The 23,720-nt window shown below is 40.8% G+C and carries 15 protein-coding genes; 1 reads left to right on the top strand and 14 read right to left on the bottom strand.

Going from position 1 to position 23,720, the window contains the following annotated elements; all coding sequences use genetic code 11:
- Positions 1–6: 6 nt before the first annotated feature.
- Entirely contained in the window at positions 7–1,311 is a 1,305-nt protein-coding gene (locus tag BIZ36_RS11235) for a TRAP transporter large permease (protein ID WP_502709165.1), read from the top strand.
- Here the strand turns inward: BIZ36_RS11235 and BIZ36_RS11230 are convergent.
- The 14 genes from BIZ36_RS11230 to BIZ36_RS11165 form a co-directional block, all read right to left on the bottom strand.
- On the bottom strand, positions 1,257–3,188 hold the full coding sequence (locus tag BIZ36_RS11230; protein ID WP_187458005.1) for a metallophosphoesterase family protein: 1,932 nt from the start codon (positions 3,186–3,188) through the stop codon (positions 1,257–1,259). The genes BIZ36_RS11235 and BIZ36_RS11230 overlap by 55 nt on opposite strands.
- 3 nt (positions 3,189–3,191) lie before the next feature.
- Entirely contained in the window at positions 3,192–4,265 is a 1,074-nt protein-coding gene (locus BIZ36_RS11225; protein ID WP_187458004.1) for a phosphatidylinositol-specific phospholipase C1-like protein, read from the bottom strand.
- Between the two features lie 89 nt (positions 4,266–4,354).
- Positions 4,355–6,100, bottom strand: a complete 1,746-nt coding sequence (locus tag BIZ36_RS11220) for a RagB/SusD family nutrient uptake outer membrane protein (protein WP_187458003.1) — start codon at positions 6,098–6,100, stop codon at positions 4,355–4,357.
- A 42-nt stretch (positions 6,101–6,142) separates the two neighbouring features.
- Complete coding sequence (locus BIZ36_RS11215) at positions 6,143–9,133, bottom strand: SusC/RagA family TonB-linked outer membrane protein (RefSeq protein ID WP_187458002.1); 2,991 nt, start codon at positions 9,131–9,133, stop codon at positions 6,143–6,145.
- A 329-nt stretch (positions 9,134–9,462) separates the two neighbouring features.
- Positions 9,463–11,232 (bottom strand): alkaline phosphatase, encoded by a 1,770-nt coding sequence (locus BIZ36_RS11210; protein WP_187458001.1) that lies wholly within the window; start codon positions 11,230–11,232, stop codon positions 9,463–9,465.
- A 256-nt stretch (positions 11,233–11,488) separates the two neighbouring features.
- Entirely contained in the window at positions 11,489–12,901 is a 1,413-nt protein-coding gene (locus tag BIZ36_RS11205; RefSeq protein WP_187458000.1) for a GH1 family beta-glucosidase, read from the bottom strand.
- Positions 12,901–13,914, bottom strand: coding sequence for a glycosyltransferase family protein (locus tag BIZ36_RS11200; protein ID WP_187457999.1), 1,014 nt, complete (start codon positions 13,912–13,914; stop codon positions 12,901–12,903). The genes BIZ36_RS11205 and BIZ36_RS11200 overlap by 1 nt, the downstream gene beginning before the upstream one ends.
- A 25-nt stretch (positions 13,915–13,939) precedes the next feature.
- A complete protein-coding gene (locus BIZ36_RS11195; protein WP_187457998.1) occupies positions 13,940–14,803 on the bottom strand; it encodes a UDP-2,3-diacylglucosamine diphosphatase in 864 nt (287 codons plus the stop codon).
- A gap of 401 nt (positions 14,804–15,204) precedes the next feature.
- Positions 15,205–16,287 carry a phosphoglyceromutase gene (locus BIZ36_RS11190; RefSeq protein WP_187457997.1) on the bottom strand — a complete coding sequence of 361 codons (1,083 nt, stop codon included), beginning with the start codon at positions 16,285–16,287 and terminating at the stop codon, positions 15,205–15,207.
- Positions 16,284–17,870 (bottom strand): purple acid phosphatase family protein, encoded by a 1,587-nt coding sequence (locus BIZ36_RS11185; protein WP_187457996.1) that lies wholly within the window; start codon positions 17,868–17,870, stop codon positions 16,284–16,286. Before BIZ36_RS11185 ends, BIZ36_RS11190 begins: the two co-directional genes overlap by 4 nt.
- 15 nt (positions 17,871–17,885) lie before the next feature.
- The gene (gene pbfA / locus BIZ36_RS11180; protein WP_187457995.1) at positions 17,886–19,244 is read right to left on the bottom strand and encodes a (R)-1-hydroxy-2-aminoethylphosphonate ammonia-lyase; all 1,359 of its coding nucleotides are present in this window, start codon (positions 19,242–19,244) and stop codon (positions 17,886–17,888) included.
- The gene (locus tag BIZ36_RS11175; RefSeq protein ID WP_187457994.1) at positions 19,231–20,490 is read right to left on the bottom strand and encodes a ComEC/Rec2 family competence protein; all 1,260 of its coding nucleotides are present in this window, start codon (positions 20,488–20,490) and stop codon (positions 19,231–19,233) included. Before BIZ36_RS11175 ends, pbfA begins: the two co-directional genes overlap by 14 nt.
- Positions 20,487–22,208: an alkaline phosphatase family protein gene (locus tag BIZ36_RS11170; RefSeq protein ID WP_187457993.1), complete on the bottom strand. Its 1,722-nt coding sequence runs from the start codon at positions 22,206–22,208 to the stop codon at positions 20,487–20,489. Before BIZ36_RS11170 ends, BIZ36_RS11175 begins: the two co-directional genes overlap by 4 nt.
- Complete coding sequence (locus tag BIZ36_RS11165) at positions 22,141–23,694, bottom strand: SusD/RagB family nutrient-binding outer membrane lipoprotein (RefSeq protein ID WP_187457992.1); 1,554 nt, start codon at positions 23,692–23,694, stop codon at positions 22,141–22,143. The genes BIZ36_RS11170 and BIZ36_RS11165 overlap by 68 nt, the downstream gene beginning before the upstream one ends.
- Positions 23,695–23,720: the final 26 nt, after the last annotated feature.

Raw genomic sequence — 23,720 nt, 5'->3', positions numbered from 1 at the left:
ATGAGCATAGAGACTATTAGTATTATCGTTCTTTTTGTAAGTTTCATTGGTTTGTTGGCCTACGGAGTTCCTGTAGCCTATTCCATTGGTATTTCTACCACACTTACCTTAATTCTGAATATTGCCTATTTACCGGCTACCACTACCGCTGCCCAAAGAATGACAACGGGTATTGATAATTTTGCGCTTCTGGCCATACCCTTCTTTATTTTGGCCGGTGAAATCATGAATACCGGAGGCATCGCGAAACGGCTTATCGATTTTGCCAAATCACTGATTGGTAGTTTGCCCGGTGGTCTGGCCTTTGTAAACATTATCGCCGCCATGCTTTTTGGTGCTATTTCCGGATCGGCGGTGGCAGCGGCATCCGCGATAGGTAGTACATTAACGGAGAAAATGGAAAGCGAAGGTTACCCAAGGGAATTCAGTGCGGCCGTCAATATTAGTTCTTCTACAACAGGTCTCTTGATTCCACCAAGTAACGTATTGATCATTTTTGCATTGGCCAGTGGTGGTACCGCTTCAGTAGCAGCTTTGTTCATCGCAGGCTATATTCCTGGTATTCTGGTAGGTCTAGCCCTTATGATAATGGTATTTATCTACGCCAAAAGAAAAGGCTTGCCAAGGGCGCCCAGAGTAGGCTTTAAGCAGTTGTTTACTGATTTTAGAAAAGCATTTTTAAGCCTTACCCTATTGATTATTGTTGTTGGGGGAATCGTAGTAGGCGTATTTACTGCAACGGAAGCCGCTGCAATTGCCGTAGTCTACGCCATGTTGTTAGGCTTTATCAATAAGGAATTAAAGGTGAGCCATTTTAAACCTTTGTTGTTAAGAAGTGCACGAACTACGGCCATCGTAATGTTTTTGATTGCTACTTCTATGGCCATGTCGTGGTTATTTTCTTTTGAAGGAATTCCGCAAATGCTAACATCGGCATTATTGGATAATGTGAGCAATCCTATCTTTATTTTCTTAATGATCAACCTGATATTGTTGATTGTGGGAACCTTTATGGATATGACTCCTGCTGTGTTGATTTTCACACCAATTTTCTTGCCAGTGGCCATGGCTTTGGGCATGCATCCTGTGCAATTTGGAATGATTATCGTGCTCAACCTTTGTATCGGTGTTTGTACGCCACCTGTAGGAACATTGCTCTTTGTTGGTAGTGGCGTTGCCAAGGTGCCGGTTACCAAAGTAATCAAGCCGCTAATGCCATTGCTTTTGGTAATGGTAGGAGTACTGATGGCTATTACCTATTTCCCGGAATTATCATTGTGGTTGCCAAGAGCATTCGGACTTATAGATTGATCGTTTACAACTTGATGTGGAATAAGCATTTTCTTTTGCAGGTCTATGGTAAAATTACCGGACGGTTCCGAATGAAGTTGATATTCAAATATTTGCCCGAAATTTTTTAGCTGTTTTAAGCTATCTGCCTTGTTTAGAGCAAGATTTTGAATAATGAGTCGATAAGCTTTAATACGGCTATCGGATATGGTATTTTGGGCTAATTCATCTCCGCTTCTAAGTCGGTAAAAATCGGTTATCCAGTCAAGACCTGTCCAATTGGTAAAATCACTTTCAGACAAGTTGGAAGAAGACAATTGTTCTTGTGCTTCTTTACTGGCAGTTTGCCAAGCCTCGGTTGTCTTGAAAGCTTCTGTGGCGATTTCTGATTTTAAATGGGAAAGTACAAGCAAGTCCATACCCGAGTTCTCTAAAAGCAGCGATTTTAGGTTTTCTGGCCAATCCGAAGGTAAAAACCGCAGCCTTACCAGTTCTTGAAGGTGAAAGTCTGTAAAATCGAGATAATCTTCAGCATTTAAAACTTCCTTGTTCCAAATGTTTTGAGATTTTGAGTGGGTGAGATAATCATGTTCCCGGTCGTAAAGTTCAAAAAACTCGTCATAGTTCTTCACTTTGTCAAGAACAACAGTTTTCACATCCCAATAGGGACCCGTTTTCTTCTCCAGAATTTTGTAGGCCGGTTGGTAGGCCGCCAGGGAGGGTACTTGAATATTTGCAAGGGTATTTCCTTTGTTTGTGGTAATTATTCCGGAATCGTTAATGTGCATATGTCCCCCAAAATGTATTTGTAGTCCGGCATCGGCGAATATTTGGGCCACTTCATTTTTTGGAATTCTATGGGCCTGCAAAGCCTTATCTCCAAACAGTTTTTTCATGGTAGAAGAAGCGCCATCGTTAAAATCAATCATGGGATAATGACTGAAAGCTACCACTTCTTTATCATGCTTTTTGGCTTTCTGAACAATGCGTGCCACCCAATCTATCAAATGTTTTTTATACTCAATGACCTGATTATAGCCAATGCTGGCACCGTGAAAATGCAGTCCGTCTTCTTTGGGAACATATACATTGGCATCAATGGCCACCAGCCACAAGCCTTCAACGGGCTCTACCAAATAACTTACATCGGGTTGTGGGGTAGAACCTTCGGTAATTTCATAGGTTCTGTTTTCAAGTGAGGCATTCTTTTTGGCTTCAGAGAATGAATAGGTATCATAGGAATAGTTGGAAAACGGTGTTTCCCAATAGGTATAGCTTTCCAAAGGGAAAAAACCATGTTGGGATAGTTCGTTTACGATTTCCTCGTATCCCATTGCTTTAATGTCTTTACTTATAAGTACAGGAAGCTCTCCAGATATGGAATGATAAAGGTCCTGCGCACTCATAATGGGTTGCCGCTGACCTTGGGGGCCCATAAAGTCTTTTTTGCCGGCCTCTTCCCCAAACGGACTGGTAGGATCATGGTTTCCTGTAGTAATGAAGAAGGAAATTCCATGTTTTTGGGAGTACTCGTTCAAAATCTTATTGAGCCCTTTTACATTGATCGGTTGGCCATCATCACTAAAATCACCGGGAAGCGCCACCAATTTAATTCCCCTTTTAACCACATCATCAAGGGCTTCTTTGAATGCAAAATAATTTTCATTGAAAAGTCTGGTGGAATGTAATTGGGCCTCCATGGTTCTAATCAAGACCTTCTCACCCGTTTTGGGGTTGTCTATGCCGCTGTATGCAATATCTTCTAATGTACCCTTGACGTCGAGCAGATGAACATCGGAAATAAAGGCAATCCTAAAATTTTCCTGATTGGGATGGTTTTCTTTTTTACAGGAAAGTATTAGAAAGAAAATTAGAATGTAGAGCCCGTTTTTCAACATAGTTTATGGTTTGATTCTCTCGAAAGTACCGTCTTTAAAACGAACTTGAAAATCTGATTTGAATAAGTTGCTCGGCAAATAATAATCCGTTGTAATGATATTAGCTCCAGAGGCCTTTGCTTTTTGAAAACGTGTATATTCATTGTTCCTAGCTTCAATGGTATTAGCATCTGACCTTGTGCGCACCATATAGCCTTTGGTCACCAATTCTTTGATTTTTTCAAAATTCTGAATTGGGTCGTTCACTATTCGAAAAGCAGCATTGGGCTTACCCTCTTCCTCATTCAAAAAAAGCACCGCTCCTTTTAAAAGGGGGAAATTGGATAAGTAGGCGTCAGCCTTTTCGTTACCTTCATCCAGCACAAACAAAAAGCGGTTTTTAACTTCATTTAGATAGGGCCATCCCTTTTCCAAGATTGCATTTTCTAGACTAGCATAATTTCCACGTACCAAATCTGGAGTGATTAAACGGTCGTTTTCGAAAACAGATTTAATTTCCTTATCAATGGTTTTAAGTGCTTCCGCATCAAATGGCATGGGTTTTCGGGTTTGTGGAATTTCGGCATCTTTAGCATTTATGGTAATAATAATTGGTGTATGCCTTTCATGAGCTAGCGACCACTTCTTTAATTCTTGTAATGCTTCGGTGAAAATTAGCTGATGACTTCTAAAATCAAACTCTTGAACATGAAAAACTTTGAGACCCGGTTTTTTAAGTTTTTCTTCCTCATCAAAAGGCATAGGATTGACACCTTGCTGCTTCACAAGTTCAAGACCTTTTGGATTTGAATAATAACCGCCCTCCGGATCATAAAAAATATCAAGTTCAAGACTTCGTAGACCTAAGTTTAACTGATCGGTCAAGGGAATATGCTCATATTGCAAACTACTAAGTTTTGAGTCTTTTTGCACCAATAGATTTAAAAGAGGAGATCCAATACCTATTTTATAACTGTTATGACTGCCAATAACTTGAATATCGTTTAGCCTTGGTTCTTTTTGTATTTGTTCGTAATCTGGAATTAAAATGCAAATTGAAATAAATGCCAATACACATAGAGAATAAAGAACTTTCATAGAATTAGGATATTTAGAATTATACGTTAAAAAACAAGGCAAGAAAAACACTTTTCTTGCCTTGTTTAAAATTCTTAAGTTTTAGGGGGTTAATATCCTGCGTTTTGAACTAGAAAGCCTTGCTCACTAGAGGCTCCGTCAATAGCTTGCTGTGGTATTGGGAATAACCTTTTGTTCACATCGTTGTTGTCTTTTTCTGTCCAACTGTCCTCATACTTTCCGAAACGAATCTGATAATTTCTTCGGAAACCTTCCCAGTATAATTCAAAACCAGACTCACGGAATAAGATGTCAAGGTCAATTTCTGTCAACGCCTCTGGAGTCTGTTCAGGTCTTGCCGACCTTGAGGTTCTCAAAGTATTGATATCTTCCAAAGCTCCGGCAGTATCGCCGTTTCTTAATTTGGCTTCAGCTCTCATCAAATAAATTTCACCTAATCTAATTAATACCAAATCTACACTGCTATAGTGGCAACAGTTGGTGGCGGTACTACTAAACTGGTACTTTGAAAAACGATGCCCCGTATTGTGTAAGCTACCTTCGGCCGTAAAGTCTACTTGTAGGTTGTGGTCTACATATCGAATATCGGCACCACTGGTTCTTCTGTTAATGACTGGATAAATTCTTACCGCTCCATCTTCACACGTCATAATGTTGCCACTTTCATCTTTTCTAGGCCCCCAAATAATACCACGAAGAATACCTCTGTCTACTTGAAACTGTTCCGCTTCAACACAGTAAAAATGGTTCTCATCATTGGTAGGGTTAACTCCAGTTAAGTCTTTTAACTCTTCCGGTATAACTGTATTTTCTTGGAAGAACCTGGCATCGGCCTCTGCAGGATCTACGCTTCCGTAGGCGTCAACCCATGTTTGATAAAAATCAGGGGTGGCAGCAACGGCATCGGTACCTCTAGAACTTGGTTCTTCTGGTCTTGGAACTTGATCACCGGACATAGACCAATAGGCCCAACGACTGTGCTCCGTTTGAAGAACTCCCCTTTGGTCAAGCGCAAAAATAAGTTCGGGATTGCTGTGGTTGTCATCACTGAATAGGTCAAAATACTCTTCTGAAAGGGCATACGGACCTGAGATTATATCACTTGTATATTGAATGACCTTGTCCATATCCGCCTGTTGAAAATCGGGTGAACCATAAGGGTCTCTGTAAACTGCAGCGTTCAAGTACAATCTGGCTAAAAGCGCCTTGACCGAATTTTTGTTCAATCTTCCTGGGTCGGTATCATCCGAAACAAGCTCTGCAACTGAAAGCAGTTCACTTTCAATATAATCTATAGCTTCTTGTGCCCTTAGAATTTCTGAAATCTCTTCAGAGCTCTCTTTTTTAAATACGAGCCCCCAGTTATCAAGGGCAAGCAAATTCAAATACGCTTTCATGGCTACCATTTCGTAGATAGCATCTTGCGCCTTATTATCTCCGGCATCAGCCTCTGGTCGTAATCTTTCAATAGCGATTACAGCCCGGGAAATGGTTGCGGTAATATAATTCCAAGTGTCACCTACGAGGCTGTTACTAGGGGTCATTAAGTGCTGGTGAACAGCTATGAACTTACCTCCATCGAACCAATCGGTCCCACCGCGATAGGGAAGAATACCCTCATCTGAAGCTACCTCTTGCAGGCCAAAGTTTTTGGTATGTTGCCAAACGTAGCGTAGGTTACCGTATACCGGTGCTAAGGAACCACTGACAACTTCTGCTTGTCCTGTACCCGTTAATGACTCATCTAATACTTCCTCTTCTAAATCGGTACATCCGAAGAAGGCCAATATGAAGATGACCAATGAAAGGTTTTTATTGAATAATTTATTTTTCATTTTATATTTTTTTGAGACTGTTTTTATTTGAATCTTCACTAATTAGAAAGTTAGGTTTAGACCCACCATGAAGGTTCTTGCCTTAGGATAAGTGAAATAATCTACCCCGAAGGTCTGTATTCCACCTGAGGTAGAACCTGTGTTTACTTCAGGGTCAAATCCTGAATAATCTGTGATGGTAAATAAATTCTGGCCGGTAATTGAAAACCTGATATTTTGAAAAGCATCATCAAGCCCTAGTTGCTCAGGTTTAAGATTATAGGCTAAAGTGGCGTTATTTAACCTCATAAAAGAACCGTCTTCTAGGTAACGGGTGGAAACAGTATTGCTATTACTGGTCGATTCATTTGGGAATTGAACGGCAAAGTCAGTGGTATTGACCGATCTGGACAACTGTGCTTTGGTGAAAAGAGACATTTTAGTGTGGTTGTACACTTTGTTACCCGAAACACCATTGAAGTTCAAGCCAAAATCGAAGTTTTTATATTTAAAATTGAGGTAATACGCATATATGAAATTCGGAATTGCGCTTCCGACAACAGTACGGTCATCATCTAAAATGGCACCATCTCCAGTGGTATCCTTGAATAGATTTAGACCATCTGCACCAATACCTTCAAATTCGAACATATAGAAAGAGCCTATGGATTCACCGTTAATGTATCCGTTGATGGTGGCTCCTGTTTGACCTGAGCCTTGAGCGGCTCCCGTGGTCAGTACAGAGTAAGGAGAATCTTTTACTTCGTTTTGAATGTATGTGATGTTACCTCCGATATTATAGGAAAAATCACGGCTGGCATCACTGTTGTAATCTAGCGCCAACTCGATACCGTTGTTCAAGATTTTCATATCATCAATATTGTCCCAATAGGTGGCTGTGGGTTCTACAGGATCGGCAGGTACAACTTCCAATAAGATATTAGAAGACGTTTTGCTGAAATAATCCAAGGTACCGGAAAGTCTATAATCGAACATGGCGAAATCTAGTCCTACTCCTAATTGGGTAGAAACTTCCCACTGAAGATCAGGGTTGGCCAATCTTGTAAATACAATTCCATAGGGATAACCGTCAATGGATGTGGCATCTGTGTCTATAGGATACGTGTTTAAACTTTGTCCGCCCGAAATAAGACGGTCTTCAGAGTAGCTTGCCTGAGTAATTTTGGAAGGAATTTCTTGATTACCCGTTTGACCCCAGCTAGCACGTAATTTCAAATTATCGAAGAATGAATCTTGCATGAAGTTTTCATTGCTGATATTCCATCCCAAAGCAAAAGAAGGAAAGTAACCATACTTTCTGTTATCACCGAACTTAGAGGAGCCATCCGCACGAAAAGTAGCGGTCAATAAATACTTGTCATTGTAGGAATAATTAACTCTGCCAAAATAGGATTGAAGCTCATTTTTAACCGCAGAAGAGCTTACCGAAGTAGGATATTCATCAGAACTTGATTGGTCTTGATAAATCGGCTCAATGTTATTATCCGCAAATCCACGGTAGCTGAATTGTCGCGTCTCATCCATGAACTTTTGGTAAGAGTGACCTGCCAAAACAGTTAGATTATGAACATCTTGACTCCAATTGTAAGTTAGGGTGTTTTCGGTCAATTGATTTGAATTTTCATTGATTGTAGCGATAACTTCCCCATTTGAAATATCTGATTCGTTTACTACGGAAGTATAGGGTTTGTACTGTCTATCTCTATTGGTAGCCGAATAATCCACACCAAAGTTCAACTTATAGGTAAGGCCTTTCACAATCTCTATGGAGGGTGAAATACTGGCCAAAATTCGATTGTTTACAGCTTCATCACTGTAAATGTTATACCTCGTAATCGGGTTAAGAGCGTTTGTATTCAATAGTGTAGGCTCTCCATTGGTATAGGTAGGAACAGTAGGATTTAAACCCAGCATATCACTAATAGTAGAGTTGATGCTAGGGCGAAGGTTTTCCGTATGTGTAGCGGTCAGATTATAATCGATACTAACTCTACCGTTAAATGCCTTTTGGGTCATATTCAATTTACCCGAGTAGCGCTCTAAATCACTATTTTTAAGAATACCTTCTTGGTCTTGATAACCAACTGAAGCGAAGTATGAAAATTTTTCGCTATTGGCACCGCTCATTGAAAAATTAAGGTTTTTTGAGATACCGGTTTGTGATAGCTCATCTTGCCAATCTGTATTGCCTCCAAAATCTTCTAAAGCACCTCCAGTTGCTGCAACTTGAGTACGGAACTCATCCGCTGAAAAAACATCAATGGTATTCGACATCGACGAAGCAGCAGTAGATAATGAAAGATTCATCTCCGTTTTTCCGGCCTTTCCTCTTTTTGTGGTAATAACAACTACACCATTTGATGCTCTAGACCCGTAAACGGCCGTAGCAGAGGCATCTTTTAATACGTCGATACTTGCAATGTCGTTCGGATTCAAAAAATTCAATGGATTGGTGGCAAAACCGGAAGAGGAATTATCCAATAGAAATCCATCGACCACATAAAGAGGTTGTGTACCGGATCTTAAACTTCCTATACCTCTAATGATTACATTTTGGGAAGCACCGGGCTCACCACTATTCGATGTAATGTTAACACCTGCCATTTTACCTTGTAAAAGTTCACCTGGGTTCGTTACGACCCCTTGATTAAAATCTTCACTTTTTACCGATGATATTGCGCCGGTAATATCAGATCTTTTCTGTGTACCGTAACCCACGACTACCACATCTTCTAACTGAGTGGCATCTGGTAACAGTTGTACTGAAATAGATGACTGGCCGTTAATAGTGACCTCTTGAGGGGCATAGCCCAAATAAGAAATGATTAAAGTAGCATCATCTGCCACCTCAATACTAAAATTTCCGTCAAAATCTGTAGTTACTCCATTGGTCGTTCCTTTTTCCACTACAGAAGAACCAGGTAGGGGAATATTTTGATCGTCAGTTACCGTACCGGTAACGACAGTCTGCGCCCAACTCGCCGAGACGAAAAGTAGGCCGCACATTAACAATAATAACTTTGCGTTTTTCATATAAGTGTGGATTAATTGGTTATTAATTTGTTTTGGTTTCAGTTGAGAAGTGAGTTTGTTTTTAAAAGGCCTAATTCTATCGAAATAGCTTATTTTGAAAGGGGCAAAAGTAGTAGAAGGGGGAAGGGATAAGGTTAGGGAATGTTCATACTTATTTTACCAAAAAGTATGATTTTGAGACCTAATGTTATCTAAATGTTAGACAAGTTTTTTTAGAAGTCTGATACTCAATTTACTAAAGGAAATGTGGGTAAAAATGGACAGAAAACAGTTTTGAAATCTCAGAATTTTGATTCTATACAGGAGGAAATAATTAGTAAGAAAAAGGCTTATTGTTTTACATTCAATGCTTCCAAAATCTTATGGAAAACCTCATTGTTCTCGTAGACTCCTTGAAATAATTGAGATTGCGGACCATAGGCAAAGATAGGAACCATTACTCCCGTATGGTCATGGGTGGTAAAATCCCCCTCAATTTCATGCGCATCCATTTTTCCTTGTGGAATGGTGAGTCCACCAGTTTCGTGGTCGGCCGTAATGACGACCAAAGTATTCTTGTTCTGATCCGCGAATTTTAGTGTTTCGGCAATGGCTTGATCAAAACCAATTCCTTCATTGATAACCCCGTCAATTTCATTGGTATGTCCATGGGAATCTATTTTCGCTCCTTCCACCATCAAGAAAAAGGGGTTTTTGGTATTCTCAAGATACTTTAAAATGTTTTTCGTTGTAATTGCGAGTTCCTTCTCTTCCTTATCATCAACCTTCCCCATAAGAAAACCTATGTAAGTATTAGTTAAAGAAGCCAGTTCTTCGGGTGTTTTAACAAAAGTATACTTCGAATCTTTAAAACTTTCGCTTCGATCTGTGCTGGCAATAACGGCTATATGGCTTTTTTCTAAATCTTTTCGAATGCCATCTGATAGGGAACGATCTATTTGATGGGCGTAAAACGATGATGGTGTGGCACCCGATATTTCATCAGTGGTAATAAGGCCGGATACAAATCCTTCTTTGTTAAGTATCTCTGTAATATTTTCCACTTTTCCATTGGCCGTCATTCCTATGGCCCTATTTGGAGCTTTGTGGCCCGTAGCCAAGGCCGTGCCTGCCCCGGCGGAATCTGTGGTAAAGTCGTCAGCAGATTGTGTTTTTAAAAAACCGATGCTTTTCAATTGGGTCAAGGTGGTTTCCCCATTGTTAGCTAAGGCGGTTGCCGAGATTTGGGTCAATCCGTTACCATCCCCTATCAGTAGAATTACATTTTTGACCTTCGATTTTTTCTGATCGGAGGCAAAAGTTGGTTTGTAAACTTCGGAAAAAACCTGATTTTGATATTCCCTTTCTGGTAAAGTTGATATGTAGGCCACACATTCAAATGGCATATCTGTATTAATGTAGTCAACTCCTAAATGAGCCAAGGCTTTCCAAGCTGTTTTGGAATCGGGAGTGGCCCAAAAACGAAAAGGTTTCCCTAGTTTATGAGCTTTTTCAATGACCGAAGTTACTTTTTCCAAATCCCCTTTGGTCAATCGGCCTTTTCCGTTCCAAGCGGTTACTCGTTTAAAGCTTAGGCTTACCAATGCGATTTTGTCCATTATCTTTTGGTTCTCCAAGGGCTGTACACTTTGATAATCGAACCAAATAAAATCTGGATAGTTCACATAGTCCTTTGGCTCGGGCCTATTTCCGGAAATAACGATGGATATGTTTTTGTTGCTGGTTATTTTGGGATAGTTATTCAATACGGTAATCAACTTTTCTAAAGTCGGCTTGGCTTCGGATTTAATATCGACCAAAAGTTGAAAAGGAGTGTCGAATCCTTTACCGTATTCTAAATTCCTTTGAATTGGTTGCAGGTAGAGACGCTCAAAATCACGGTGTTCTTCAATTTCCGAAGCGGTATGAGCTACAAATAGGGAGTCGTTTACCAAAAACAAATCAGCTTCAACGGAATTGGCCCCTGCCGAAAAGGCCTTCCAAAAAGGTACATCTTGAAGATAATCATTATGGGAGTGTACTTTAAAGGATGTCGAATTTTGAGCAAATGATAATTGAATGCCAAAAAACAGGCCGGTAATTAGTAGTAGCTTTTTCATTTTTGGTTCGGTTGGTTTTCAAAGGTAGTCAAAAGTTAAAATGCAAGAAACCGGCGACGAGAGCGACACCGGTTTCATAAACTAACTCAAACTTTGCTAACTCAAATTATGATGCCGCAAAAATCGGTACTAAAAGCGGATTGAATATTAAGTAAAAGTAATCTGATTATTATTAAAAAATCACCAGCCCTAAATTTCTTCAAAACAGCAATATTTGAAGATTTGGTTTTTAAGGATAGCCGGAATTTGGATTGCCTTAGTTTGAGAGGATATTTTTTTCTTGATTCGCAAGAACTTTGGACTCCTTTAAAAATGAACGGTACCATTTTCCGGAGGCCTTTACCGTTCTTTTTTGTGTTTTAAAATCAATACGAACGAGTCCAAATCTTGGGTAGTAACCTTCTGCCCATTCAAAATTATCGGTGAATGTCCACACAAAATAACCCGCTACTTTTTTGTTCTCTTTGGTGGCTCTATGTACTTGACCGATATAATCTTGTAAATACTTCGTACGCTGTAGGTCGTTCACCTCACCTTCATGGTTCAATCGGTCTTCAAAAGCGGCGCCGTTTTCGGTCACAATAACTTTTTTAATTTTTTCGTAGGCACTGAATTTGGTAATCATTTCGTAAATACTCGGCGGGTATACTTCCCAATCCATCAAAGTGGTCTGCACCTTGCGTTTGGTAGCTTTTACAATTTTTGCCCTCAAGTAGGGTACGGTATAACTATGCCTCACCACCTCGCGAGTATAATTCTGAATGCCTATAAAATCAAAATCGAACACACAGCTTTCCATATCACCTGGCTGTATGTATTTCTTAATTTTCTCAAGTATAGGAACACTTTCAACCGGGTAACTTAAGCCAAGTGTAGGTTCAACAAATAAGCGATTCAATAAGGCATCGGCTTTTTCGGCGGCCCTCAAATCTTTCTTCTCGTTGGAATTCGGAGTTATTTGTGAACAGGAAAAGGTAGTGCCAATATGGGCATTGGGCACATTTTTTCGAATGATCCTTCCGCCAAGAGCTTGGCTTAAAGTAGCATAATGTACGGCAGGTAAGAAATTCTGTAGGCCTTTTTTTCCAGGAGCGTGCACCCCTAAAAAGTAGCCTGCACCAGTAAAAACCATAGGTTCATTTAACACCATCCAATTTTTTACTCGGTCGCCAAATGCTTTAGTGCATACCTCCACATAATTTTCAAACCATTGGAGTATTTCTCGGTTGCTCCATCCGCCCTTATTTTCTAAGGCTTGGGGCAAATCCCAATGATAAAGAGTAACCCAAGGAACAATATCCTGCTCCAGACAAAAATTAATTATTCTGTTATAGAAATCGATGCCTGCCTGACTTACAATTCCTTCCCCATCGGGAATGATTCTCGTCCATGCCAAGGAAAACCGGAAGTTTTTAATGTTCATTGATTTCATCAACAAGATGTCTTCTTGATAACGATGATAAAAGTCACAAGCTACCTGGGCGGTTTGGCCACCGTAGATTGCACCTTTTTTTGTCACAAATTTATCCCAGATGGAAGATCCCTTATCGTCGGTATTATAAGCCCCTTCAATTTGATAGGCAGCAGTAGAAACGCCCCAAACGAAGTCTTTAGGAAATGCGTTTTTATCGATGGGAGCACCGTCTTTTTTACTTTTGGAATGCAGCATTAAATAGCTTGACTTGTTTTTCCTGCATAGTTTTCTTGAAGCACACGATTAATTATTTGTTCCGTAATATCCGGATAATGAATGTCTAGTTTATACTCACCGTCTATCCAATCACGAATTTTATCTAGATGTTTGAGCTTTAGGGATTTTATAACCGGTACGCCCAACTCCTTTAAGGCGGCAGCATTGCATTGCTGTTCGTATTGACTTTTCATAGGAATGACCATTAACTTTTTTTGCATGTGTAGGGCTTCCGCTGGAGTTTCAAACCCTGCGCCACAAAGAACTCCTTTGCTGCTGGCCATACTTTTAATAAAAGCCTCATTATTTATAGGGCTAATGGTCATGTTTTTCCAGAAAAACTTAGTGTCGTTATGCTTGGAAAAGACTTCCCAATAAGTGTTTTTAATATTGGAAAGGACATGAAGTATTTTCTCATCACTATAGGAAGGTAGGTATACCGTATAGTGATTGCCCATAGTACGGGTAGTATTTCTTATCTCTTGCCTAATGATGGGGGTGTAGGTTTGATCATCATATTTTCTAAAGTGAAAACCGTACTGTTTTGTTGTAGGCGCGTATTTAGCCAAAATTAGCTTACCTAAGGGGTCGTTCTTTTTGGGTTTTGGCGCGTTTGGAGCTATCACTGCCGCCTGATGACTTAGGGAAATGCAGGGCTTGTTCTTTAATTTGCAGGCCCAGGCAGAAACAGGTTCAAAATCATTGATGACCAAATCATAATCTTGAACGGGAATGGTTCTTATTTCTTTCTGCAACCTGTGGGAGTTGGTCCTTACATAGGTGCGCCACATATCTACGCCACCCTTTTTTCCAAAGATAAAGCTCCATCCGCCCAATTGGTATTTTACGGGATAGGGTAATGGAATATCCGCTTGGGTGCCACTAACCAATAGGTCTAATTCAATATTCTGTTTTTGAAGGGCAGGAATAACGTCTCTTGCTCGACTTAAATGTCCATTGCCCGTTCCTTGTATTGCATAAAGCACTTTCATTTCAAAGCAATATTTGGTAATGGAATTATTTGGTTGTTTTTGATGCGGACATGCTATTGAATTCAGCCAAAAGACTCTCGAAAAGCGCTTTTTTTTCAAGCATTTCCGAGGGGTCATTAACTTCAGGATCGGAACTCATAAGCTGCGCATCTTCTTCAAACTGGTAAAGGCTCCATTTTCCCTTGGCATACTCCAGAGAAGTCAGGTTTTCTATCCAATCGCCAGAATTTAAATACTTCACGGAGCCGTTATCAGTCTTAATTGTTTTTATTTCAGGCTGATGAATGTGTCCGCAAATAACATAGTCAAACTCATTTTCTATGGCAATATCGGCTGCTGTTTGTTCAAAGTTATTGATGAACTTAACGGCAGACTTCACTCCATTTTTAATTTTTTTACTCATGGAAACAGGACCTCGACCTAATTTCTTATAACAAAAATTCACTCCCCTATTTAAAAGGATAAGTGTATCATAACCAATGGCACCTAATTTGGCCAGCCATTTGGAATGTTGCATGGTTACATCAAAAACATCACCATGAAAAATCCAAGCTTTTTTGCCGTGAACGTTCAATACCAATTTGTTTACAATACTAAAGGAGCCCAATTGAAAACCCACGAATTTTCGTAGCATTTCATCATGATTGCCCGTAATGTAATGTACTTTCACTCCTTTGGCAATCCACTCCATAAGAAGTTTGACCACTTTCATATGTGATTTAGGCCAATACCTTTTGCTGAACTGCCATATATCGATGATATCTCCATTGAGTACCACCTGTTTGGGTTTGATCGATTTAAGATATTTGATGAGTTCCTTGGCATGGCAACCGTATGTGCCCAAATGCACATCGGAAATGACCACAATGTCAACGGGTCTTTTTTTCATGTAACGGATTGGAAAGGGGGTTTCTTGATTTTCTTGAACTTAAGAGGCGAAAAGTAGCTTCTTAGTCGCGAGATAAAGAAGTTGACCAAAAGGGTGGACAAGTAGACTACTATTAGCTTCATAAGCATGAAAATAGGGTACTCCAAATTTTGCAAAATTAACTTAACCAAGTTGTAAACGCTTGATTAATTAATTGTTAGATAAAGGTCATGTTTACTTTTCTTATATGTCATTAACATTAATGGACCTTGCTTAAAAAGACAAAACCGGTGTATGAGACACACCGGTTTTTTTCTAACTAACTCAAACTAGACTAACTCATATAATCCGTGACAAAAGTCGCTTATAACAGCTTGATCAAGGTTAATTGAATATCAAGCAATGATTATAAAACTATCTTTTTAATTGTTTGACATTAAAGGTTTACCTTGAATATTTTCTTTGTCGTAGCTAATTTTTAAAGTTTCAAGAATAGTGGGAGCAATTTGGGTAGTGTACAATTGTTCTTTTTGAGCAACCTCCCCTTTTCCAGAAACTCCTTTTCCAAATAAAATCATCCAGACATCCCCCGCGTTTTTTACTTTACTGCCGTGGTCTTTCCAAGATTTTAAGGGGTCAGTCCCACGGCCATGGTCGGTTGTTATAATGAACAAGGTTTGGTCTTTGTAAAAAGGGTCATTTTGGGTAAAGTCCCAAAGTTCCTTGATCATGGCATCGGTCTGCTGGGCAGATTTTAAATAGGCATCGTATTCCCCGTCATGGGCAAAATCGTCCGTTTCACCATAAGCCACGTACACCAAGCGAGGGTGTTCCTTTTGCATGTTCTCCAAGGCATAGTAATGCGTAAAGGCATCTAACCGTACCGAACCCCATGGACTGGGAACTTTAGGCTGCATTTGATTGAGAAAAACTTCCTTATCGGTCAGCTTATCACCCTTGGCTATTTCAAAACCGGCATTGACCGGTACACCGGAGCGTTCTTCGTTTATGATAAAGGGAAAAACATCCCAGCTAGCAAAAGCAATAACCTTCCCTTTGTACCGCGAATCGTTATTGGCAAGTTCCAGTATTGTAGCATTGGGATTGTTCATTTTGGCATTGCTGGTAATACGTTCGTCATCTGCAAAACCACTGAGAATTTCATGATATCCCGGATACGAAAACCACATGCTATTTGTGAGGTTCACCTTGCTCCCTAAAGCTCTGTTTCCGTGAATTTCACCCATTTGGGAAACTTCGTTCCAAATAAAAGGTAAAAGCGTTTTTCTTCTTTTTTCTGCATTTTCGCTCCAAAACCGAGTTTTTAAGTCTGTGGTGTCATGAACATATTCGTTGTTGGCCACCAAAAGCGGATCTGCTCCTGTAAATAGCTCTTGCCAACGAAAACCATCCAGTGTGATTAAAACTACTTTGGTATCTTCCTGTGCAAAAAGGTTTAGCGAGCTAATAATTAGCAGGGTAAGGGTGATGGTCAACTTTTTCATTGGGCTTCGGTTTTAAAGGTTTCGGTTGCAGACCAATCACTCCAGTTGAGGTTTTGGTCTCGGTAACGTACGCGCCAATAATAGACGGTATTTGCTGAAAGCCTTTTGGTAGGCTCATCTGTCAAATCATCATCTTTTTGACGATTCTCAAGATAATACCAGTTTTCCGACTGCTTCCAACTGTCCAAAACCAATTTTTTGAATTCCTTGTCTGTGGCTACTTGCCAGTGAGATGCATCGTGATATGCCCCTTCAAAATTGGAAGTAAATGGTTTTGCTTTCAACATGGCTCCAGTAATAGCCACGCCGGAATTTATTTTCACCGCCTCTGGGGTGTTGGGTTTACGCTGTTTGGCATAGATGGTAATTTCATCGGTCTTTTCGTTGTTCCTAAAAATATTTTCATTGCCCCTGCTTATTCTTTTCAAAGTGAATTTAGGTTGTGAAGGGTTGGCGTCTACCTCAACCATCACAAAACCGTATTCGTCTTGGGTAACGGTAAATTCATCGTAGTCGCGGCCCTCAAATTCACCCCAATTGTCAATGGCCCCACCAGCACTGGCTACATTTACCCACAGGTGTTTATGGTCTTTAGACTGCCCCCTTGAATAGCCGTGGGTGTGGCCAAAAAAGTGAAGACTGGGTTTTCCGGTTTTGTCCGTGAACGTTTCCAACATCTTTACCACCTTACCGGTGGACTCTTCTTCTCCGGGAATCCATAATTCCGATTTATGCGGATGGTGTAATTGGGCGAAGACAAAATCGATATCCTCATTTTTTTCAGCATCGTTCAATACCTCCTGAAGCCAATCGTATTGTTTTTGAATATTACGGAAACCATCATTGGAATCAAGTCCAATAATTCGAACGTTGCCATAATCTTTATACCACCAGTGCTCTGCATAGGCAGGGGTCCCGTTTTCCGGAAGACTAAAATACTTGAAATAGTAGGTGGTGTTCTTCTCGTGATTTCCTAAAACCGGATACACGGGTACTTCAGCAAAGAGATTTTTGGATGGTTCAAAAAAATGGTCGGTCCAGTGGCTATAGTTAGTACCGTCAGAAACCAAGTCACCGGGAATCATCACCAAGGCCAGGTTTTGAGGTACTTCATCACCATATTCATTTTTGAGGAACGGGAGTATACCTTCATTAACGATTTCAGAAAACTTGTCAGGAAATTGCCCGTCAATCTGCATATCGCTCATGGCCAACATGTTGAATGATTGATTGTCACTGCCAAAAGGAGGGGTTTTAAACTGAAAGATATCGGAAACCAATTTGCCCGTACGAACCCGGTAAAAGTAGGTAGTGAACCTTTTTAAACCTCCTATTTTCACTTCATGAATGCGGGAAGAACTAAAGTTGATATCGTAGGAAATGCCGTTTGCTTTCTTTCCTAGTTTGGAACTGGTGCCCCATTCTACGATGCTTTCTTCGCCATGCGAAGTTTCCCATTTAATAATAATAGAATTGGGGGTAGCATCTTGTAAAAAGGGGTGTATCACAAATTCTGGGGTGGGTTTTTGTGCTTGTAGTGCACACACTAAGAGTAGCAGTACTAAGGTAATCTTGTTTTTCATTTTAGGTAGTTTGGTTTATAGTTGTTCTAATGCATTGCCAATAATGCCAATGGCTTTTTTTAGTTCTTCTCTTGATATGGTGAGGGCGGGTGCTAATTGTAACACATTGCCTGCAGATACTTTAAAGCTAAGTCCGTTTTTAAGGCAGTAATACATCACTTTTTCTGCTTCTAGAATAGCTTTTTCCTTGGTATTTCTATCTTTTACTAATTCTACGCCCCAAAGTAGTCCGGCACCCCGGATATCCCCAATTAGGGAATGTTTTGCTTGCAGTTTCCTTAATTCTTCTTTCATGAAAACGGCATCTTTTTGGCTCTTTTCAAGTAACCGTTCTTCTTCGATTATTTCTATGGTAGTCAGGGCGGCCAAGGCTCCCAACGGACTTTTTTCATGGGTGTAGTGACCCAATGAAATGTCTCCGAATTTATTATAGGAATCTCTGGTGACCATCGCCGCTTGCGGAAAAATACCACCGCCTAGACCCTTGCCAAGGCAAAGAATATCAGGTTCTATGTCAAAATGCTCAAAAGCGAACATTTTACCGGTTCTTCCCAAAGCAATAGGTATTTCATCAAGAATTAATAGTACACCGTATGTATCACAAAGCTTTCGGGCTTCTTGCCAAAAAGATTTCGAAGGTATTTGCACATCGGTATTTCGAACGGTTTCAGCCAGAAAAGCACCAATATCTCCTTCTTTGGCAAAAACGTACTCCATGTACTCCAAGCACTTTTGCTCATTGTTTTCGTAAATGCCGCGATAGGTCACAGGAGGCGGAATGCGCTCAACGCCGGGCATTAGTGGGCCCATATATTCCCTAAAAACAGCTTCGCCTCCTACGCCAATGGCATCGAGCGAGGCCCCATGAAAAGAATCCCAAAAGGAAACCACTTTAAACCTACCTGTTACCGCTCTTGCCAGCTTAAGGGCAATTCCAATGGCGCTGCTGCCGTTGGGAGTCATTAAGGTGCGGTTTAAATCCGAAGGTAATAAAGAGGCCAATTTTTCTGCAAAGTTAATGGCAGTTTCGTTGGTATATCTTCGTGTAGAAAAGGTGAGCGAGTTTAACTGCTCGTTCAGTTTTTTAACCAATTTCGGGTGCGAAAAGCCCAGTTGGTGTACATTGTTTCCATGAAAATCAAGGTATTTTTTACCGTCAATATTTTCGATATGTGGCCCTTCACAATGATGTAGAATATCTAAACACGGACTAGAAAGTGACTGATGCAGAAAGTATCGAGCGTCTTTTTCTAAAAGGGCTTTGGCTCTTTCACTTACTTCTTCCGCCATCCATTTAGCTCTCTCAGGGGTAAAGTTGATATCACCCTCAGTTCGCTTGTTCAGGCCAATTTTATTTTCGTCATCTTGATTCATAAGGTCCGTGCTGTGCTATTATTTCTCGTTTCTCGGAGCGGTCGTTTAAAATAAAAATTTCGTATTTATTTCCCTTTTCATAAACCCTTAAGACTACGTGGCCGTTTTGGCTTTTGTATTGATCCAATCGGCCTCCGATAACATCTTTGAGGGGCTGTAGCATGACCGTAGAAAAAATATCCCTTTCGCCAGGGTATAGTTCTTTTGAGGTAATACGTCTTAAAACTTCTTCTCCGGGATGGTCAGAAGACCAGTTCTGTTGTATCCATACCCGAGGTCTCACGGTTCGCACATATTCGGTGCTTTGAGAATCTCTATTGCCGTGATGGTTGAGAGTAGCTACATCTACCGGGCCGACTACTGGCGCAATGTGAGATTCCATGGAACTGAAGTCCGTTGCACCAAAAGGCCCTATTCCGCTCACATCACCGCCTGTAAAGTAGTCAAAGGGACCGTAGGAAATTTTGATACAGGTGCTTAACGGATTTTCCCCAGGGTAATTACCTTCTTGAAATACGGAAAAGGTAGTGTTCTTTTCCCCTGTCCAGACCTTTCCGTTTACGGCGATATTTCGAATACTAAAATCAGGAAATGAACCATGCTTTTTACGAAGCGCTATTTGATTTTGAGCTCCAGCCTTAAGCGTCTCATGGGTCATCCCATTCTTTTGGGAATGAAAGTCGATAAAATTCCAGAGATTATTCAGGGTCGCTATCATGCCAAATTCATCATTTCTACTCAATTTGGCCTGTATTTCGGGTTTTTTCAGGTCGATGGGAAAATCACTTCCCCGGTCAATTATTGTGTGAATAGGCAAGTGGTGCCCCACTTCTACTAAACCCGTTAAAAAGTAACCTTCCTTAACCTTTTTCCTTTCGGAATCCATTTCCCCAAAATGGTCATCGTGATAATGTGTAATCAGGGCGTAGTCTAAAACGCCTTTCTCCCTAAGTGGATGAAATTGTTGGATATAGTCCACAATCCATTCCATGGCATTTTTAGAACGATTTGGAACCAATTCTGCATTTCTGACCGAAAGAGTTCTAGGCCTTGTCTCGGACATATCTCCGGCGTCTATCAAAAGAGTGGTTCCATCAGGAAGAATAGCAAAGGCTGCATCGCCACGCCCCGTATTGATATGGTGGATATCCATCATACCTTCTTGCCATGCCGGAAGTTGTTCTTGGGCAATTGAATACAAACAGGTAGTCAGAAGGAAAATCAAAAGGAGCTTTGTTGGTCTCATTCCGTTGTTTTTTGAAGTTGCTTTGTTGACAGTATTTGTTTGCTCATTTTTCCGTTTTCAATAAAAACATCCAACCAACCATCACCGCCGCCGTTGAACCAAAGCACTTCAATTTGGTGGGTGCCGGCCTTTAAAAGAATTTGTCCGCTTTTTTCCTTTACCCCGTGGTCTCCGTCGTTATCTACCACAAGCTTACCGTCGATCAAAAGTTTGCTACCATCATCAGAACGAATGTAAAATCGGTAACTGTCAATATCAGGCACTTGAAATTCTGAGGTAAATCGTACTGCCGTGTTCGATTTTATTTTATCGCCCAACTCATCAGACGTAATTTCAAAAAGGTGTCCGGTAAGGTCAGGCTTTTTGTTTTTCAATTCTGGTATAAAAGTTAAGTCTTTCAAATAGAAAAGCTCATATTTTACCGGTTTTTCAGTTGCTTCCTTTTTAATTCTGAAATAGGCCTCCGCTACCAAACTTCTTATTTTTCCATTTTCAAAAACTGCACTTTTTATGATTGAGTTGTTACTTAAGATAAATGGACCTTCATAAATTTGAGAGGAAGCTGTTGGAAAACCACCATCCGTTGTAAACCTGATTTCACCTCCTTGGTTGGGGTTTTCAATTTTAACTTCGGCCTTATCCGTGAAGAGAGCACCCGCTTTTTTATACCCTTCGGCTTTAGGGTGAATCACAGGTTCTTTCAGCTGCACCAATATCGGGTAGGAATCCGTTTCTTCAAAGCCTTCAAAGGCCGACTGAATAGGTTTGCCGATCCATGCACGAGGGGTTTCTATTCCCATGGCATAGGCTACCGTAGCTGCATTGTCATATTGGTACACAGGGTGTTGTATGGTATACCCTTTTTTTACCGATGGTCCCCAAGCGATAAAAGGAATCTCAACTTCTTGAAGCGACTCCCCACCGTGGCCGGTGCCTAAACCGCCGTGGTCCGAACTGACAATGACTAAGGTGTTTGCCGCCATTTCACTTGTTTCTATGGCTTGCAGAACTTCTTTTAAAAGTACATCGGCTTTTTCAACGGACTTATAATAATGCAGGGTACCGTGACCAAAAGCATGCCCGGCATGGTCTACATGATCAAAGTGAATAAAAGTAAATTTAGGCTGCTGGGTTTTGATATATTCAGATGCGACTTGGGCCGTTTTTTCTTCCGACTCCGGGTTTATATCATAATCCACCGCACTTTTTTCAAATAGTCGACCGAAACCTCCCCAGTGGTAAATAGCACCCACTTCGGCATGGTTTAATTGGTCTTTTATCAACTTAAAAATAGTGGGGAAAAGAAAATCTTCATTTTGGGTGACCGCAGGCAAGGTAAAATTATCCCGCTCCCATGCGTTGGAGGTAATGCCGTGCTGTTCGGGTCCTGCCCCCATGATCATCGAGGCCCAATTACTGCTAGAGCTGGTGGGTAAAACGGCTCTTGCGTGCATGGTGGAAGCACCTTCAGCGATGAGACGGTCAAAAGTGGGAGTTTTGGCCGTTTGTAATCCATCGGGACTCAAACCATCAAAACCTATGACAACTACATGCTCAATTCCTTTTATGGCTTGTGTTTGGGCATTTATGCAAGTTGACCATAGTACACAAAGTACTATGGTCGCCTTGATTGTTTTTTGAACAGTTGGTTTAATCAACATCCCACCAAAGTCTAGTGTTAATGTCATCTGCTCCTTGTCTGGAAACGGCCGCTTCATAATTGGTGTTATTTGTTGACTTTACCGAGTTTGGATATTGAAAACGTACAGGAACCCTCATATCATTGGCAGAATCTGGGCCAGGCGTAACTTCTGGCATACCGGTTCTCCTCCAATCGGACCATCCTTCAAAACCGGTGTAGAATAGAGCAATCCACTTTTGAAGTGCTATTTTTTCCAGTTTTTCCTCAGTTGCCCCCGAATAGACTACCTTCTCTTGTGCAATGTAAGCATCCAAATCGGTCGCTTGCATGGCAGTCGCAATTTCAGACCACCCACCAGCGGTAACCCGTTGGGTATAATAGTCAAAAGAAGCACGAATACCGTTTTCGTAATACGCTGCCGCATCACCCACGGAAATCCATCCATTTTCCCTGGCTTCGGCTAGAATAAACTGTAATTCTGAATAGCTCATAATAATGGTTTGAGAAGCGGTAGCAGAGGCTTGCTCCGGATTACAGGCTCTACAAGCCAACAGAATTCCTAATCTAGAAATATAATTGGACCCTGATTCTTCAGGATTGCCGCTTGGGCTGTAACCCAATGCAGCTTCATCATCCAACCCGTTAGGCATCCCTACATAATCGTCAAAATTATCGGAATAGATGCCTTTCTCAGAAGCAGTTGTGGGTTGGGCAAAAACAACCAAACGATTGTCGTTCAACTCTTTTAGCCTTGTTTCCAATGTTTGGCTTAATCGAACTTCATCAAAACTACCCGACCTTGTTTCATATTTTGGTTGTGGGTTGAGAGCGTTCCATTGTACTAGGGCCATATCTTCATTACCTTCAAAAATTGGATAAGTAGTTGGATCACCCACTATTTGTTGCATTCCTGACACCGCTTTGGCGTTGGCTACATCACTAATTCGTAGCAGTAAACGAAGACGCAAGGAGTTGGCGAATTTTTGCCACTTGGCTATATCTCCATCATAGAAAATATCTCCTGAAATATTACTTTGACCCGCCAAAACGGTGTTTGCTGTCTCCAAATCTGACAAAATACCATCGTAAATCGTTTCTTGGTCATCAAAGACAGGCGTAATATTACCTTCGCTAATACCTTGGGTTGCCTCCGTATAGGGTACTTCGCCATAAGCATCCGTAAGGTAGGAGTAAATCCAAGATTTCATCACTAGGGCAACACCATAATAGTTTTGGGCTTCTTCTACATCTTTAGTATCCCTAAGAATGTTTTCCACATCCCTCAAAGAGGCATAAGCATTGTCATAAGGGTCACCGGATGGAGACCAGTTGTAGGTATCCCCACTTGTAAATTGAAGCCTAGCGGCATATTGTACAACGGTGAAGCCTTCTTCCCAACCTTGGTCTCCCCAGTTGTATGCCATTTCTCGTTGTATGCCGGGTAAAAGGAGTTCAGGTTGTGCAGATGCCGGGTAATTGGGGTTTATATTCAGTTCCTCAAAATCTTCCGTACAACTTACGGCTGATAGAACTAAGGATAGGACTGCTATTATTTTTTTCATGATCTTTAATTTTTTGCAATGAAACG

It is taken from the genome of Cytophaga sp. FL35, from assembly GCF_014349235.1.
GTDB lineage: Bacteria > Bacteroidota > Bacteroidia > Flavobacteriales > Flavobacteriaceae > Euzebyella.
This window is presented reverse-complemented; position numbering and strand designations above follow the sequence as displayed.

Excerpts from the sequence above, each read along its gene's own strand:
- BIZ36_RS11230 (WP_187458005.1), bottom strand. The coding sequence starts at position 3,188 with ATGTTGAAAAACGGGCTCTACATTCTAATTTTCTTTCTAATACTTTCC.
- BIZ36_RS11225 (WP_187458004.1), bottom strand. The coding sequence starts at position 4,265 with ATGAAAGTTCTTTATTCTCTATGTGTATTGGCATTTATTTCAATTTGC.
- BIZ36_RS11220 (WP_187458003.1), bottom strand. The coding sequence starts at position 6,100 with ATGAAAAATAAATTATTCAATAAAAACCTTTCATTGGTCATCTTCATA.
- BIZ36_RS11215 (WP_187458002.1), bottom strand. The coding sequence starts at position 9,133 with ATGAAAAACGCAAAGTTATTATTGTTAATGTGCGGCCTACTTTTCGTC.
- BIZ36_RS11210 (WP_187458001.1), bottom strand. The coding sequence starts at position 11,232 with ATGAAAAAGCTACTACTAATTACCGGCCTGTTTTTTGGCATTCAATTA.
- BIZ36_RS11205 (WP_187458000.1), bottom strand. The coding sequence starts at position 12,901 with ATGCTGCATTCCAAAAGTAAAAAAGACGGTGCTCCCATCGATAAAAAC.
- BIZ36_RS11200 (WP_187457999.1), bottom strand. The coding sequence starts at position 13,914 with ATGAAAGTGCTTTATGCAATACAAGGAACGGGCAATGGACATTTAAGT.
- BIZ36_RS11195 (WP_187457998.1), bottom strand. The coding sequence starts at position 14,803 with ATGAAAAAAAGACCCGTTGACATTGTGGTCATTTCCGATGTGCATTTG.
- BIZ36_RS11190 (WP_187457997.1), bottom strand. The coding sequence starts at position 16,287 with ATGAAAAAGTTGACCATCACCCTTACCCTGCTAATTATTAGCTCGCTA.
- BIZ36_RS11185 (WP_187457996.1), bottom strand. The coding sequence starts at position 17,870 with ATGAAAAACAAGATTACCTTAGTACTGCTACTCTTAGTGTGTGCACTA.
- pbfA (WP_187457995.1), bottom strand. The coding sequence starts at position 19,244 with ATGAATCAAGATGACGAAAATAAAATTGGCCTGAACAAGCGAACTGAG.
- BIZ36_RS11175 (WP_187457994.1), bottom strand. The coding sequence starts at position 20,490 with ATGAGACCAACAAAGCTCCTTTTGATTTTCCTTCTGACTACCTGTTTG.
- BIZ36_RS11170 (WP_187457993.1), bottom strand. The coding sequence starts at position 22,208 with ATGAAGCGGCCGTTTCCAGACAAGGAGCAGATGACATTAACACTAGAC.
- BIZ36_RS11165 (WP_187457992.1), bottom strand. The coding sequence starts at position 23,694 with ATGAAAAAAATAATAGCAGTCCTATCCTTAGTTCTATCAGCCGTAAGT.